General features: G+C 62.3%; 15 protein-coding genes. 8 read left to right on the forward strand and 7 right to left on the reverse strand.

Going from position 1 to position 14897, the window contains the following annotated elements:
* Nucleotides 1–22: 22 nt before the first annotated feature.
* The 3 genes from cysN to AC2444_RS04365 all read right to left on the reverse strand — a co-directional run bounded on the left by cysN (nucleotide 23) and on the right by AC2444_RS04365 (nucleotide 3403).
* On the reverse strand, nucleotides 23–1519 hold the full coding sequence (gene cysN, locus AC2444_RS04355) for a sulfate adenylyltransferase subunit CysN (RefSeq protein WP_012756538.1): 1497 nt from the start codon (nucleotides 1517–1519) through the stop codon (nucleotides 23–25).
* A gap of 1 nt (nucleotide 1520) precedes the next feature.
* On the reverse strand, nucleotides 1521–2474 hold the full coding sequence (gene cysD / locus AC2444_RS04360) for a sulfate adenylyltransferase subunit CysD (RefSeq protein ID WP_012756539.1): 954 nt from the start codon (nucleotides 2472–2474) through the stop codon (nucleotides 1521–1523).
* 152 nt (nucleotides 2475–2626) lie between these two features.
* On the reverse strand, nucleotides 2627–3403 hold the full coding sequence (locus AC2444_RS04365; protein ID WP_012756540.1) for a phosphoadenylyl-sulfate reductase: 777 nt from the start codon (nucleotides 3401–3403) through the stop codon (nucleotides 2627–2629).
* A 421-nt stretch (nucleotides 3404–3824) separates the two neighbouring features.
* Between AC2444_RS04365 and AC2444_RS04370 the strand changes: the two genes are divergently transcribed.
* The 3 genes from AC2444_RS04370 (at nucleotide 3825) to AC2444_RS04380 (ending at nucleotide 5359) form a co-directional block, all read left to right on the forward strand.
* The gene (locus tag AC2444_RS04370) at nucleotides 3825–4271 is read left to right on the forward strand and encodes an RrF2 family transcriptional regulator (protein WP_012756541.1); all 447 of its coding nucleotides are present in this window, start codon (nucleotides 3825–3827) and stop codon (nucleotides 4269–4271) included.
* A 247-nt stretch (nucleotides 4272–4518) separates the two neighbouring features.
* Complete coding sequence (locus AC2444_RS04375) at nucleotides 4519–4866, forward strand: DUF6152 family protein (protein ID WP_050563535.1); 348 nt, start codon at nucleotides 4519–4521, stop codon at nucleotides 4864–4866.
* A 19-nt stretch (nucleotides 4867–4885) separates the two neighbouring features.
* Nucleotides 4886–5359 (forward strand): DUF6644 family protein, encoded by a 474-nt coding sequence (locus AC2444_RS04380; protein ID WP_012756543.1) that lies wholly within the window; start codon nucleotides 4886–4888, stop codon nucleotides 5357–5359.
* A 101-nt stretch (nucleotides 5360–5460) separates the two neighbouring features.
* Here the strand turns inward: AC2444_RS04380 and AC2444_RS04385 are convergent, their stop codons facing one another.
* Nucleotides 5461–6000, reverse strand: coding sequence for a MarR family winged helix-turn-helix transcriptional regulator (locus tag AC2444_RS04385; RefSeq protein ID WP_012756544.1), 540 nt, complete (start codon nucleotides 5998–6000; stop codon nucleotides 5461–5463).
* Between the two features lie 89 nt (nucleotides 6001–6089).
* On the opposite strand from AC2444_RS04385, the gene AC2444_RS04390 reads away from it, so the two are divergent.
* Nucleotides 6090–6890 (forward strand): SDR family NAD(P)-dependent oxidoreductase, encoded by an 801-nt coding sequence (locus tag AC2444_RS04390; protein WP_012756545.1) that lies wholly within the window; start codon nucleotides 6090–6092, stop codon nucleotides 6888–6890.
* 94 nt (nucleotides 6891–6984) lie between these two features.
* On the forward strand, nucleotides 6985–8082 hold the full coding sequence (locus AC2444_RS04395; protein WP_012756546.1) for an NADH:flavin oxidoreductase/NADH oxidase: 1098 nt from the start codon (nucleotides 6985–6987) through the stop codon (nucleotides 8080–8082).
* A 166-nt stretch (nucleotides 8083–8248) separates the two neighbouring features.
* Here AC2444_RS04395 and betA read toward each other — a convergent pair whose 3' ends face one another.
* From betA to betI, 3 genes are all read right to left on the reverse strand, one after another.
* On the reverse strand, nucleotides 8249–9898 hold the full coding sequence (gene betA, locus AC2444_RS04400) for a choline dehydrogenase (protein ID WP_012756547.1): 1650 nt from the start codon (nucleotides 9896–9898) through the stop codon (nucleotides 8249–8251).
* Between the two features lie 250 nt (nucleotides 9899–10148).
* Nucleotides 10149–11612, reverse strand: a complete 1464-nt coding sequence (gene betB / locus AC2444_RS04405) for a betaine-aldehyde dehydrogenase (protein WP_012756548.1) — start codon at nucleotides 11610–11612, stop codon at nucleotides 10149–10151.
* On the reverse strand, nucleotides 11609–12235 hold the full coding sequence (betI, locus tag AC2444_RS04410; RefSeq protein ID WP_012756549.1) for a transcriptional regulator BetI: 627 nt from the start codon (nucleotides 12233–12235) through the stop codon (nucleotides 11609–11611). Before betI ends, betB begins: the two co-directional genes overlap by 4 nt.
* Before the next feature lie 153 nt (nucleotides 12236–12388).
* On the opposite strand from betI, the gene AC2444_RS04415 reads away from it, so the two are divergent.
* The 3 genes from AC2444_RS04415 (at nucleotide 12389) to AC2444_RS04425 (ending at nucleotide 14801) form a co-directional block, all read left to right on the forward strand.
* Nucleotides 12389–12937, forward strand: a complete 549-nt coding sequence (locus AC2444_RS04415) for an HdeD family acid-resistance protein (RefSeq protein WP_012756550.1) — start codon at nucleotides 12389–12391, stop codon at nucleotides 12935–12937.
* A gap of 218 nt (nucleotides 12938–13155) precedes the next feature.
* On the forward strand, nucleotides 13156–13395 hold the full coding sequence (locus AC2444_RS04420) for a ribbon-helix-helix domain-containing protein (RefSeq protein WP_012756551.1): 240 nt from the start codon (nucleotides 13156–13158) through the stop codon (nucleotides 13393–13395).
* Nucleotides 13396–13802: 407 nt separating this feature from the next.
* Entirely contained in the window at nucleotides 13803–14801 is a 999-nt protein-coding gene (locus tag AC2444_RS04425) for an NAD(P)H-quinone oxidoreductase (protein WP_012756552.1), read from the forward strand.
* The last annotated feature ends 96 nt before the right edge of the window (nucleotides 14802–14897 follow it).

A 14897-nucleotide genomic window follows, 5' to 3' on the forward strand; every position in this document is an offset into this window, starting at 1 on the left:
TCTTGCTGGCCCCTTATCCTTATCAGATATCGCTTGCAGCGCTCGACCAGAGGTCGGCGGCTTCTGCTGCCGTCATGCGCCGCACCTCGGCCTCATGGCTGCGGCTGGCGAAGAGTTCACTCGCCATGATCTGTTCGGCAAGGTCGGCCGGAAGCGAGAGGATGACGCGGGCTTCGCCATTGTGCAGGCCGCCGAGTTCCGTGCGCTTGCCGGTCACCATGCCGCCGGCGACCGTGTTGTTGGTCTCCGGATCGATCAGGATGAAGGAGCCGGAAAGCCGGTTCTGCTCATAGGGGTCGAAGATCGCCGCTTCGTCGAAGACGAGCCGGACTTTGCCGATGGCGTTCATGTAGAGCCGCTGGGCGGCGTTCCAGGCACCGGTCTTCAGTTCCAGCTGGCTGAGCGGCTGCACCTGGACACGCTGGCGGCGGCTGCCGCTCTTCAGCCAGTAACGCTTGCCGGGCTCGATGCCCTCAGGCTGCAGCGCGACGATCTGCGCGTCGAAGGCAAGGCCGACCTGCGGCTGTGCGTCGATCGAGACGATCATGTCGCCGCGCGCCACATCCACCTGGCGGTCGAGCACCAGCGTGATCGCATCGCCGGCCACGGCGGCATTACGGACGAGATCGAAGGTGACGATCTTCGAGACGTTGGCGACCATGCCGGACGGCAGGATCATGACGCTGTCGCCGGGTTTGACCGAACCGCCGGCAACCGTGCCCTGATAGCCGCGGAAACTTTCGCCGGGACGCGAGACGCGCTGGACGGACAGGCGGAAGCCGACCGTCTGCGACGAGCGCACGGTGGCAAGCTCCAGCGTTTCCACCAGCGTCGGGCCGCTATACCAGGGCATGGCGGCCTGGCCGGAATAGACGACGTTTTCGCCCTTCAGCGCCGACATCGGAATGGCGGTGATCTGCTTGACGCCGAGCGACAGTGCAAATTCCCGGAAGTCATGGCTGATCTTGTCGAAGCCGGCGCGGTCGTAGCCCGTCAGGTCGATCTTGTTGATGGCAAGCACAAACTGCTTGATGCCGAGCAGCGAGGCGATCGTCGCGTGACGGCGGGTCTGCTCCAGAATGCCGAAGCGCGCATCGATCAGCAGAATGGCAAGATCGGCGGTCGAGGCGCCGGTCGCCATGTTGCGGGTATATTGCTCATGGCCGGGCGTGTCGGCGACGATGAAGGAGCGCTTGTCGGTCGAGAAATAGCGATAGGCGACATCGATGGTGATGCCCTGTTCGCGCTCGGCCTGCAGGCCGTCGAGCAGCAGGGCGAAGTCGGGCAGGCCGAGGTCGTTCTGCTTGCCGGTGGAATCGCGCTGCAACGTGGCGGCCTGGTCTTCCTTGACCGCCTTGGTGTCCCAGAGCAGGCGGCCGATCAGGGTCGACTTGCCGTCATCGACGCTGCCGCAGGTAATCAGGCGCAGCGGCCTGGTATCGCGCACGGCCTTGAGCGGCTCGGCGGCGGGCAGGTTGACGACGGTTGCGGCCGAGACGGCGGTTTGGGCTGCGGTCATCTCAGAAATATCCTTCACGCTTCTTTTTTTCCATAGAGCCGGACTGGTCGCGATCGATGGCGCGGCCCTGGCGTTCGGACACCGTTGCGATTTCGAGTTCGGCAATCACCTCTTCGAGGGTGGTGGCCTGTGAGCGGATGGCGCCGGTCAGCGGGAAGTCGCCGAGGGTGCGGAAGCGGATCATGCCTTCCTGGCGGACTTCGCCGGGCAGCAGTTCCAGGCGCGGATCCTCGGCCAGGATCATCATGCCGTCGCGTTCCACGAACGGCCGCTTCTTGGCGTAATAGAGCGGCACCAGCGGAATGTCCTCGGCCTGGATGTAGCGCCAGATATCGACCTCGGTCCAGTTCGACAGCGGGAAGGCGCGCACGCTCTCACCCTTGCGGATCATGCCGTTATAGATGTTCCAGAGTTCCGGGCGCTGGTTGCGCGGATCCCAGCGATGGTCGGGCGTGCGGAAGGAATAGATGCGCTCCTTGGCGCGGCTGGCTTCCTCGTCGCGCCGCGCACCGCCGAAAGCGGCGTCGAACTGGCCGGCATCGAGCGCCTGGCGGAGCCCTTCGGTCTTCATGATGTCGGTGAAGGCGGCCGATCCATGCGTGAACGGCGTGATGTTTTCGGCTTTGCCGCGTGGATTGATGTGCTCGATCAGATCGAGATCGTACTTCTTCGCGGTCGCGTCGCGGAAGGCGATCATCTCGGAAAATTTCCAGCCGGTGTTCACATGCAAAAGCGGGAAAGGCACGCGGCCGGGATAGAAGGCCTTGCGCGCCAGATGCAGCAGCACCGAGGAATCCTTGCCGATCGAATAGAGCATGACGGGACGCTCGAATTCGGCCGCAACCTCGCGGAAGATGTGGATGGATTCGTTTTCCAGCGCTTTCAGATGCGGGTCGAGCGGCGCCTTGGCGCTCTGCGGATTGCTGAGTTCCGTATCCGGACGGCTATCGGGCATGTCTTACTCCAGGCTATCGGTCGTTTGCGGGTGCCCGCAAAGCAATTCCTTGATGTTGGCTTTCCCCGGGAATGTTGGCTTTCCCAGGGAATGTTGACTTTCCCAAGGCTGCGGCGGTTGCCGCGCCCTGATTGGGAAAGCCGTGGGGTGATTTACTGTGCGGCGATCGCTGCGGCCTCTTCGGCGACATGCAGGCCGCATTCGCGCGTTTCGTCCTGCTCCCACCACCAGCGGCCCGCGCGTTCCGGCTCGCCAGGCTTGATCGCCCGCGTGCAGGGCTCGCAGCCGATCGAGGGATAGCCGCGCTGATGCAGCGGATTGACCGGCACGCCGTTTGCGGAAACGAAGGCCTTGATCGCCTCCAGGTCCCAGTCGGCGAGCGGATTGACCTTCAGCAGGTGGCGTTCGGCGTCATACTCGGCAAAGGGCGTTTCGGCGCGGTTGGCCGATTGGCCGCGGCGCAGGCCGGTGATCCAGATAGCGGCACCTTCGAGGGCACGCGCAAGCGGCTTCAGCTTGCGCACGCCGCAACAGGCATGCCGGGCCTCGACGCTCTCGTAGAAACCGTTGAGGCCGTATTGCGCCGCATAGGCGTCGATATCGGCCTTCTCGGGCTCGAAGCGATGGATATGGATGTCGTACTGGCTTTCGGTCTCTTCGATCAGCGACAGCGTCTCGGCAAACAGCCGGCCGGTCTGCAGCGTCGCGATATCGATCGGCAGGCGGTGCGTGCCGATCTCGGCGGTGATCACCTGATCCTCGATGCCGAGTGACGTTGTGAACACCACGCGGCCGCCAAGGCCGGAGACCAGCGACAGACGTCCGGCTAGGTCGAGGCCTGCCAGTCTGTCGTTCAGCGCCTCGGCTTCCGCAATCGGCCCTTCTTCCGCAATCGGCCCGCCTTCTACAATCGGATTGATAGCAGTCATGAGATTCCTGTCCTTTGTTGAACGGGAGTATCGCAGTTCACGCATGGATCGGACAGAAAAAGGGATTTCGAAAGCTGCGGCCGAAGGAGCAAATATCTCTCCGAAGCTGCCGCGATGCAGAAAAGCAGCCGCCTGCGGATGAAAATCCACATCGGCAGCTCGAATGTCTATAGAAATAGTAGAGTTACACGCAGCCTGTCAATCCGAAATCTGAAGTGATGCCGAAAATGGTGCAGAAGGCGCGGTTTTGGCATAGATTAAGTGCGCTTGGCCGAGAACAAAAAACAAGGCCAAAACGCTTGTCTCTCAAGGCTTTCTCCGGCGCGTTCAAATTCCGTTCATGCTGGTTGTGCCATAGAGGTGAAAGTACTTCCGTAGCAGTGCGGAGATTCGCACTGCCTGTGTGTGTCGATGGTCAAAAATGATTACGCAAAAGGCGAAATATGCGCTACGGGCGCTCACGGTCTTGGCTGATGCCGATGCCGACGAACCGGTGATGATTTCCGATATCGCGGCGCAGCAAAAGATCCCGAAAAAGTTCCTCGAACAGATCCTGCTCGACCTGAAACATCACGGCGTCGTCGCCAGCCGCCGCGGTAAGCAGGGTGGGTATCTCCTGCTGAAGCCCGCCCATACGATCACCTTCGGCGAGATCCTGCGCATCATCGACGGCCCGCTCGCTCCGCTTCCATGCCTGTCGATCACCGCCTACAGAAGGTGCGACGATTGCGATGGTGAACAGAACTGCCAGATCCGCCACGTCTTCGCCAAAGTGGCGGACGCCACCCGCAAGGTGCTGTTCTCCACCACCATCGCCGATGCCATCGCCCCAAAGCACAGCGCCGAAGTCACCCGGCTGCTCGCCTGAGCATCAGGGTGAACTGACGCCCGCATCTTTCTTCAAGATTTGGTGAAATCCCTTTTCTTCCAGACTTGGTGCTCCACCTGCCTGCCCATGTGGTAGGGAGGATATCATGTCTATAATTTCAGCACGGCGGCTAGAGCAATTCCAGCAAAAGTGCATAGCGGTTTTGCGTCCGGAATCGCGTGAAAACAAAAAGATAGAGCATTTCCGTGGTTCGAAGAAAAACGGAAATACTCTAGTGGCTGCGGCCATGCTTTCGATGGCTTTCGCCACCGGCGCAATTGCTCATCACGGCTGGTCCTGGGCCGAGGCGGATCAGATCGAACTGCGCGGCACCATCGAGAAGATCTCCATGGGCGGACCGCATCCAACGCTCGATATCGCCACCGCCGATGACGGCGTCTGGCTCGTCGAACTCGGCAATCCGCGCCAGACGGAACGCTCCGGTTTCGTCGAAGGTGTGGCCAAGCCCGGCGACCAGGTGGTGGCCCTTGGAAACCGTTCGCAGGATCCAAAAGAAAAGCGGCTGAAGGCGGTGCGCCTCACCATCGGCGAGAAGCGCTACGATATCTATCCCGACCGCATCAAGACGAACTGACCTCTGGGCGAACTGAGCTGTGATCGACATTCTCGAATGGCTGTCGGCAACGACACCTGCGGTCGCGCTCCGGCGCTCCGGAACACTCTACATGTTCGTCAACGCAGCCCATATCCTGGCGATCGGCCTCTTGCTCGGCGCCATCCTGCCGCTCGATCTGAGGCTCGCCGGCTTCTTCCGCAAGGTGCCGGTTGAGATCGTCGCGCCGTTTCTGTCACGCGCCGCCGGCGTCGGCCTTGCCGCGGCTATTGTCACCGGCTTCTGCCTCTTCAGCGTCCGGGCGGTCGAATATGCCGGCAATTCCGCCTTCCTTGCCAAGCTCGGGCTGATCGCCCTCGGCATTCTCAACCTGTCGATTGTGCATCTCGGGCGAGGGTGGAAAATGGTGCTTTCCCTAGGCATGGTCCGGCCTGGCCTGCGCTTCTCCGCCGCCCTGTCTGCCGCCATCTGGATTGCCGCCGTGATCGCCGGACGATGGATCGGGTTTCTTTAGGGAATTAGCGAGCTGTCGGCGCGCGCCCGTCCGAGGCACTGCGGGTTCAACATGCTTGTTCGAATTCATCGCCCGAATCCTCTGCCGCGCCCATCCCACGGTCAGCCTCGCAGCATGCGACGAGCTTCATAAGCTTCCAGGAATTCCGGAGAGGCGACGTCATCGGCCAGCGCGCGAAGCGCAGAAGCGGAAGGACCCAGCACCACCTCGACGCGCTGATTGGCATCAGCCCACAGGGCCAATGCCTCGTGCAGACGGTGTTCACCATGCGTCGTCAGCGTCGCATGCTTCGTGCGGCCATCGTGTTCGTCCGGCATGAGCCCGACCAGTCCGTCCCGGACCAGCGGGCGAAGTGCGTGGGTCAAAGCAGAGATGCTGACGGCAAGGCGCTCGGCCAGGGATTGCAGGGTGGGCCATTGATGGCCGCCTTCGCGCAACGCAGCTATCTGGGTCAGAAGCCCGACCTGGGTGGCCTTCAGGCCGGTTGGCGCTACCGCATCGTCATAGAGTTGGCCTAGTCGCCGTGACGCGCGTCGAAGAGCGGTGTTGGTGCACAAAAGTTCGGACAGGAGTTCGGGCGAACTCAGCCTGCCCCCACGCAGTTCCTCTCCGAGATTGCCAATCGAAAGTTTCTTACCCATCTCACTAAAATAGTTGAGGGCTCATCCATTGACAAGAGGACATCGCGACCATACGTAAACTTGAGCACTCAACCAAATAGGATTTTGACATGTCTGCATCATCGCTCAAGCCCGTCGCCCTCGTCACTGGCGCCTCCGCTGGCATCGGCGCCATCTACGCCGCGCGTCTCGCCGAAAAGGGGTATGACCTCATCCTCGTCGCCCGGCGGGCCGATCGTCTGAAGGCGCTCTCGGACAAGCTCGGCGCTGCCCACGGCACGAAAGTCGAGGTCGTGGAAGCCGACCTAACGAAAGACGCCGACGTCAACCGCGTCGAAAAGGTGCTGAAGGAAAATTCAGCGATCACGCTCCTCGTCAACAACGCCGGCAACTCGACCTTGGCTCCGGTCGCCAAGACTACTGAGGAAGACGCGGCCGCGATGATCGCGCTCAACGTCACTGCGCTCACGCGGCTGACACACGCCGTTCTGCCTGCATTCCTCAGCCGCAACCACGGCGCGATCATCAACGTCGCTTCGGTCTTGTCCTTTCATGCCCTGCCGATCAGCGCGATCTACAGCGGCACCAAGGGCTATGTGATGAACTTCAGCCGGGGTCTGCAGCAGGAGCTGGCTGAGACCAATGTCCGCCTGCAGCTCGTGATGCCGGCGGCCACGGCGACGGAACTCTGGGATTTGTCGGGCGTGCCGCTGGCGTCGCTCAACCAGGCGACCGTCATGACGTCCGAAAACCTGGTCGACGCCGCCCTGGCCGGTTTCGACAAGGGCGAAGATATCACGCTGCCATCCGTTGCCGACGCCAGTCTCTGGGACAAGTTCGACCAGGCCCGATCCACACTGTTCGCCGCGACGCAGACCGGTGAACCTGCACCGCGTTACCGCGCCGTCTAGACACCCCGAAGGATCGAGCGCGCGGATTAACCCCTACGCCAGCGGCGTCGGCAGATCCGTGCGGTTGATTGATATTCATTTCAAGGAGATTCTATTGCCCAGCCTGTTCGACCAATTCACGCTGAAAGGCGTCATCCTCCGAAACCGCATCGCGGTATCCCCCATGTGTCAATACTCCGCGACTGATGGCGTTCCGAACGACTGGCACGCCGCCCATCTCACAAGCTTGGCGCGCGGTGGCGCTGGCCTTGTCAATGTCGAAGCCACGGCTGTCTCTCCGGAGGGGCGTATCACGCCGGGCTGCACCGGTCTTTGGAATGATGTCCAGGCCGAGGCCTTTGGGCCGATTGTCGCCGGTATCGAAAAGGCGGGCGCGGTCGCAGGGATCCAGATCGGTCACGCCGGCCGCAAGGCCAGTGCAAACCGCCCTTGGGAAGGCGACGATCATATCGCCGATAGCGATCCGCGCGGCTGGGAAACCATCGCACCGTCCGCCATCGCGTTCGGCGGCGGCTTGGCCAAGGTACCGCGCGCCATGACGAAGGCCGACATAGATCGCGTTCGTGGCGATTTTGTCGCTGCAGCGATCCACGCGCGCGACATCGGATTCCGCTGGCTCGTGTTGCATTTTGCTCACGGCTATCTCGGCCAGAGCTTCTTCTCGCCGCATTCGAACCAGCGAGACGACGAATATGGCGGCAGCGCCGATAACCGTGGACGCTTCCTCCTCGAGACGCTGGCGGCCGTTCGTGAGGTCTGGCCCGAGGATCGTCCGCTGACGGCTCGCTTCGGCGTCATCGAGTTTGACGGTCGCGACCAGGAAACCCTGCAGGACGCGATCGATCTCGTCGGAAAATTCAAGAAGGCCGGCCTCGACTTCATCGACGTCAGCCTCGGCTTCTCAACCCCAGCCGCCAATATTCCCTGGGGCCCGGGGTTCATCGCGCCTTACGCCGATCAGGTCCGCAAGGCCACTGGCCTCCCCGGTGCCGCAAGTTGGAACATCACTCAGCCGGAGCAAGCGGACGAACTCATCCGAAGCGGGCAGCTTGACCTGGTTATGATCGGCAAAGCGATGCTCGCCAATCCGCATTGGCCCTACCAAGCCGCGCGCAAGCTCGGTGTCGAGCGTCCGTCCTGGACATTGCCTGCCCCCTACGCACATTGGCTCGCATCCTACCGCGCTGCCTGAGCGATCGGGGCTCTCGAACATCGTTGAGGGCCCTTGTCTCTTCGCTTTAAAAAACGAACCAAGGCCCGCTGATTCATGGGCGTCAGACGGTTGGGCCGTGACGGGCGTTTGTGAAGGCTTTCGGTACCTGCATAGACGGACAAAGTAACGTCGGACGGCTCGCTTCTTATCGATCGCTGACGGCCGCGCGCGGGTTGACCCAGGGTTCCTGGTTCGAACGCGCCAGCGGTTGTTTGCCGAGGATATGGTCGGCGGCCTTCTCTCCGGTCATGATCGAGGGGCCGTTCAAATTGCCATAAGTGACGTGCGGGAAGATCGAGCTGTCGGCGACGCGCAGGCCATCGATGCCGATCACCCGCGTTTGCGGATCGACCACCGCCATCGGATCGTCCTTGGCGCCCATCCGGCAGGTGCCGCAGGGGTGATAGGCGCTTTCCAGATGTTCGCGCAGGAAGGCGTCGATCTCTTCGTCGCTTTGCACGCTTTCGCCCGGCTGGATCTCCGGGCCGCGATAGTCGTTGAAGGCCGTCTGCCCGAAGATTTCGCGGGTGAGGCGCACGCAGTGGCGGAATTTCTCCCAATCCTCGGCATGGCTCATATAGTTGAAGCGCAGCACCGGGTCGGCCTTGGGATCGGCGGAGCGCAAGCTCACGCTGCCGCGCGATTTCGACAGGTTATAGCCGACATGAACCTGGAAGCCGTGGCTTTTCGCGGCCGCCTTGCCGTCATAGCTGATCGCCACCGGCAGGAAATGATACTGGATGTCGGGCTGCTTCAGCCCCGGCGCCGAGCGCAGGAAGGCGCAGGCCTCGAACTGGTTGGAGGCGCCGAGCCCGCCGCGCGAGAGCAGCCATTGGGCGCCCGCCACCCCCTGCCAGAACCACGGCAGCCAGGAATAGAGCGACACCGGCTTGGTGCTCACCTGCTGGAAGTAGAATTCCATATGGTCCTGCAAGTTGGCGCCGACGCCCGGCCGGTCGGCCTTCACCGTAATGCCCATGTCCTGCAGATGTTGGCCGGGACCGATGCCCGACAGCATCAAGAGCTTCGGCGAATTGAAAGAGGAGGCCGAGACGATCACCTCGCGGTTCGCCTTCAGCACCTCGATCCTGCCGTTGCGTTCAATCTCGACGCCGGTCGCCCGCCCGTCCTCGATCACGATCTTCTGCGCAAAGCCATAGACGATCCTGACATTGTCACGCTTCAGCGCCGGTCTCAGATAGGCGTTGGCGGCAGACCAGCGGCGGCCGCCGAAGATGGTCTGCTCCATCAGACCGAAGCCTTCCTGCTTGCTGCCGTTGTAATCCTCCGTCGTCTCGAAGCCCGCCTGTTTGCCGGCCTCGACGAAGGCGCGGAAGAGCGGATTGGTGAAGCCGCCGCGCTGGACATGCAGCGGCCCATCGGTGCCGCGCCAGCCCTCTTCGCCGCCATGCGAATGTTCCATCCGCTTGAAATAGGGAAGTACATCGGCATAGGCCCAGCCGCTGGCGCCGAGCTCCTCCCAGCGGTTGAAGTCCTCGGCATGGCCGCGCACATAGACCATGCCGTTGATCGACGAGGAGCCGCCGATCACCTTGCCGCGCGGCGCGGTGATGCGCCGGTTGTTGAGGTTCGCCTCGGGCTCGGACAGATAACCCCAATTATATCTCTTCATGCTCATCGGCCAGGCAAGGGCTGCCGGCATCTGGATGAACGGCCCGAAATCGCTGCCACCGGCCTCGATGACGATGACACTGTTCTTGCCGTCTTCCGACAAGCGGTAGGCGAGGGCGGAGCCGGCGGAGCCCGAGCCGATGATGACGAAATCTGCTTGCATAGTCTTGTTCCCTCGAGCTGCCATCATCCGGCTGCTTCTTGTTTTCCCAGAGCCTGCCCCTCATCCGCCTGCCGGCACCTTCTCCCCGCTCGCGGGGAGAAGGAGATATGCCGCACCGCGTTCCTTAACCTCGACGCTGCTTTGGGGCACGTCCCCTCTCCCCGCGCGCGGGGGTCCGGAGGACGGGTCGAGACGAGTGGCTCGACCCCGTTAGGGTGAGGGGCAAAAGCAAGGGCAGATGTTTTTCAATTCAATAAGGCGCCGCCACCGGCCCCATGCCCACATAAACCGTCTTCAGTTCGGAATAATGCTCCAACGCCGCAAGCGAATTCTCGCGGCCGTAGCCGGATTGTTTCGAGCCGCCGAAGGGGATTTCCACCGGGCAGAGATTATAGGTGTTAATCCACAGCGTGCCCGCTTCCAGCCGGTCGACGACGCGGTGGGCGCGGGTGAGGTCGGCGGTGAAGACGCCGCCGGAAAGGCCGAATTCGCTGGCATTGGCGCGGGCGATCACCTCGTCCTCGGCGTCGAAATCGAGCACTGACATGACGGGGCCAAAGATTTCCTCGCGGGCGATTGTCATGTCGTCAGTGACATCGGCAAACACCGTCGGCTGCACATAATAGCCTTCGCCGGAGACGTTGTTCGGAATGCCGCCGCCGGCAATGAGTGTTGCGCCCTCGGCCTTGCCCTTCTCGATATAGGAGATCACCTTCTCGCGCTGCGCCCAGGAGACCATCGGCCCGACCTGCGTCGCCTCGTCCATCGGATCGCCGATCAGCATCGCCTCGGTGCGGATCTTCAGCCGCTTCAGGAATTCGGCCTTAACAGTCTTCTGCACGAAGACGCGCGTGCCGTTCGAGCAGACCTGGCCGGTCGAATAGAAATTGCCGAGCATCGCGCCCCCGACCGCCGAATCGAGATCGGCATCGTCGAAGACGATGAGCGGCGACTTGCCGCCGAGTTCCATCGTCACGTGCTTGAGGTTGCCGGCGGCAGCCGCCGCGACCCTGCGCCCCGTCGGCACCGAGCCGGTCAGCGACACCTTGGCGACATCGGGATGGTTGACGAGCAGCGGTCCGGTGTCGCGGTCGCCCTGGATCACGTTGAAGAGCCCCTTCGGCAGTCCCGCCTCAAGCAGGATCTCGGCGATCTTCAGCGCGCCGAGCGGGGTGTTCTCGGATGGCTTGAACACCATGGCATTGCCGCAGACAAGCGCCGGCGCAGCTTTCCAGCAGGCGATCTGCTGCGGATAGTTCCAGGCGCCGATGCCGACGCAGACGCCAAGCGCCACGCGCTTGGTATAGGCAAAGTCCTGGCCGAGCGGGATCTGCGAGCCGTTGAGACCGGCCGGCGCGATGCCGCCGAAGAATTCGAAGGCATCGGCGCCCGAGGTCGGGTCGGCGACAACAGTCTCCTGGATCGGCTTGCCGGTATCGAGCGTCTCGAGTTCGGAGAGCGCCCGGTTTCTCTCGCGCATGATGTCGGCTGCCCGCTTCAGGATGCGCCCGCGCGCCATCGGGCTCATCGCCGCCCATTCCGGCTGGGCGCGCTTGGCGGCGGCGATCGCCCGTTCGACAATCGCAGGCGTTGCGGCATGCAGCCGGGCGATCACCTCGCCGGTGGCGGGATAGAGGCTCTCGATGACGGTGCCGTCGGTATCCTCGACATATTCGCCATCGATGAAGTGCGAGGCTTTCGGCTGGGCTTTCATGTCATTTGTCCTTGGGTGGTTCGATGTGGTCGTCCCTTCTCGCTCCGGGGAGAGGGGGAGGCGGTGGCCAAAAGCGCATTCAGATAATCCTCGGTCAGCGCAATCGAGGCTTCAATGCCGATCGGCGCGGATTTCAGACTTTGCCTGATATAGAGCCCGTCGATCATCGCCGCAGCGCCTTCGGCGATGCGTTCTGCGGCGTCAGCTGGCAACAGCACTTTCAGATCGGCCAGCAGATTGGAGCGCAGCCGCCGCGCATAGATCACCAGGAAGCGCCGCGTCTCTTCCGAGCGCTGTGCTTCGGCGTAAAAGGCAAGCCAGGCGGCAATCGTCTCCGGCGCGAACTGATCGGCGTGGAAGCTGACACGGATGACGGCCGAAAGCCGGGCGCGCGGCGTCCTGGCGGCCCTGAGTGCCGCCACCGTATCGTTGCGCAACTGTCGGAGAAGCGAGCGGATCGTTTCGATCAGCAATTGCTCCTTGCTGCCGAAATAATGATGCGCCAGGGCAGGCGACACGCCGGCCTGCCGGGCGATGTCGGACATGGTGACGGCAAGCGAGCCGTGATCGCCGATCACCCGCAGCGCCGCATCGACAAGCGCCTTGCGGCGCACCGGCTCCATTCCGACCTTTGGCAACAGACCACTCCTTGAAATCAGCGACAGGTTATTTTTGATTGACTGATCAATCAATAAAAATCTTTAGCGATTTGCTCAGACGCAGATCTTTCCCTGCCGAATTGCTGCAGCATATTCGAATCTGTCAGGAGGTGAGTCATGGCCGATGTCTTCGAGGGAGCGCCGACATCTTCGCTGCAGTCGAAATGGATCTGGTTTGCCGGTCTCGGCGTGCTGCTGCTCGTCTGCGGTCTGATCGCGCTCGGCAATCTGATGCTCGCCACCGTCGTCTCGGTCTATTATGTCGGCATGCTGATGCTGTTCGGCGGCGTTATCTATCTCGTCCATGCCTTCCAGGTGCGCGGCTGGGATCACGTGCTGTTCTGGATACTGAGCGGCCTGCTCTATGTGCTTGCCGGCATCTGCGCCTTCATCAATCCGATCCTGACCTCGGCGGCGCTGACGCTGTTTCTCTCGCTCTCGCTCGTCGTCGCTGGCGTCTTCCGTACCTGGGTCGGCATGCGCATGAAGCCGGTCAAGGGCTGGCGCTGGATCGTCGCAAGCGGCGTCATCACCGCCCTTGCGGGTTTCGTCATCGCGCTCGGCTGGCCGGTGAACAGCCTGTGGATCCTCGGCCTGTTCCTGGCCGCCGATCTCATCGTTCAGGGCTCGACCATGATCGCCTTCGGCCTCGGCATCCGCAGTTGAGATTGTGGAGAGCGGCCGTTCTTTTTTGACAAGACCCGTTCTTTTTTGACAAGACTAGGACAGGGGATTAGACTGAAGGGGTTACGGGCCGCTCCCAGCACGCGGACGGTCCTATGTGCGAATGCACCAAGGCACCGGCGAGATCGCCGAGAATGCTGAAAATGGTCATGCGTCCCCCAGAGGCAGGGTTCTGCCTGATCAGAAAAGGGAGGAAGTTCATGCCGATGGTCACCGTTTCCATCTCTCCGCAACAGGCAGCGGGCATCCGCGCCGCCGTTGACAATGGCGGTTATGCCTCGAGCAGCGAGGTCGTCCGCGAGGCGCTGCGTCTCTGGGATACCGCCCGCAAGCTCAACGAGTTCCGGGACGATATTCTTGACGACGACGCTCCATCCGGCGGCAGATGCGTCGCCGACATGTTCGCCGATCACGAGGCGGAGCGCCGTCGCTCCGCCTGAACAAGCGTTTGATTCTATTGGGGAAGTCAATAGGCGCTGAACGCGTCGCGATGGGCCGCGCGTTTCATAAAACTTTCGTTTACTTGATCCTGCCACGGCATGTTCCGAACGAGGGCTGCGCCGCCGGCTGCATCCTCGGCTACGACCGTGCGGCACGGAAGCCCTGTTCCCGCTGATCCGCTTTCGATCGGGTCATCGAACTGCCGGAAGGCCTCGCCTTCCATCGGTTGGGCGAGGCGAATTGACGCCCTTGCCACTTCCAGCCTTCCCAAGCCTCCGGGGCTGATTTACTTCCTATGCCAGCGAATAGAGCAATTCCCAGGAAAACTGCGAAGCGGTTTTTCGTCCGGGATTGCGTAAAACCTAAGGTTAGAGCGGTTCTGAACCGCTCTAGGAGGAGCCGGGTCATGCCATTGCCTCAGGAAATGCATTTCGTCGATCTGCCGTCCTTTGGCGGGCCGGAGGTGATGACGATCGACAGGCGCCCGTTGCCCGTGCCTCAAGACGGAGAGGTCCTGGTGCGCGCCGAGGCGATCGGCGTCAACCGCCCCGATATTGCCCAGCGCCAGGGCAACTATCCCGCGCCGAAGGGTGCGAGCCCGATCCTCGGCCTGGAATTGTCGGGCGAAATCGTTGCCGTCGGCCCGGGCGTCAGCGGCCATGCCGTCGGCGACAAGGTCTGCGGCCTTGCCAATGGCGGCGCCTACGCCGAATATTGCCTGCTGCCAGCAGGCCAGATCCTGCCGTTCCCCAAGGGCTATGACGCGGTGAAGGCGGCAGCCTTGCCTGAGACCTTCTTCACCGTCTGGGCCAATCTCTTCCAGATGGCCGGGCTGACGGAAGGCGAGACGGTGCTGATCCATGGCGGTTCCAGCGGCATCGGCACGACGGCAATCCAGCTCGCCCGCGCCTTCGGCGCCGAGGTCTACGCGACGGCGGGCTCGAAGGAGAAATGCGAGGCCTGCGAAAAGCTTGGCGCCAAACGCGCGATCAACTACCGGACCGAGGATTTCGCCGAGGTGATCAAGGCCGAGACCGGCCACGGCGTTGATATCATCCTCGACATGATCGGCGCGTCCTATTTCGAGCGCAACATTGCCTCGCTGGCCAAGGACGGCTGCCTGTCGATCATCGCCTTCCTCGGCGGCGCGATCGTCGAAAAGGTCAATCTCTCGCCGATCATGGTCAAGCGCCTGACGGTCACCGGCTCCACCATGCGCCCGCGCACGGCGGAAGAAAAACGCGCCATCCGCGATGATCTTCTCTCCGAGGTCTGGCCGCTGCTTGCCGCTGGCACCGTCGCGCCCGTCATCCACAAGGTCTTTGCCTTCGACGAGGTCGTCGAAGCCCACCGGCTGCTGGAAGACGGCAGCCATGTCGGCAAGGTCATGCTGCGCGTTGGCTAGAGCAATTCCAGCAAAAGTGTGCAGCGGTTTTGCGTCCGGAATTGCGCCAGACCAAAGAGCAATTCCAGCAAAAGTGTGCAGCGGTTTTGCGTCCGG

This window comes from Rhizobium sp. WSM1328 (assembly GCF_057653715.1).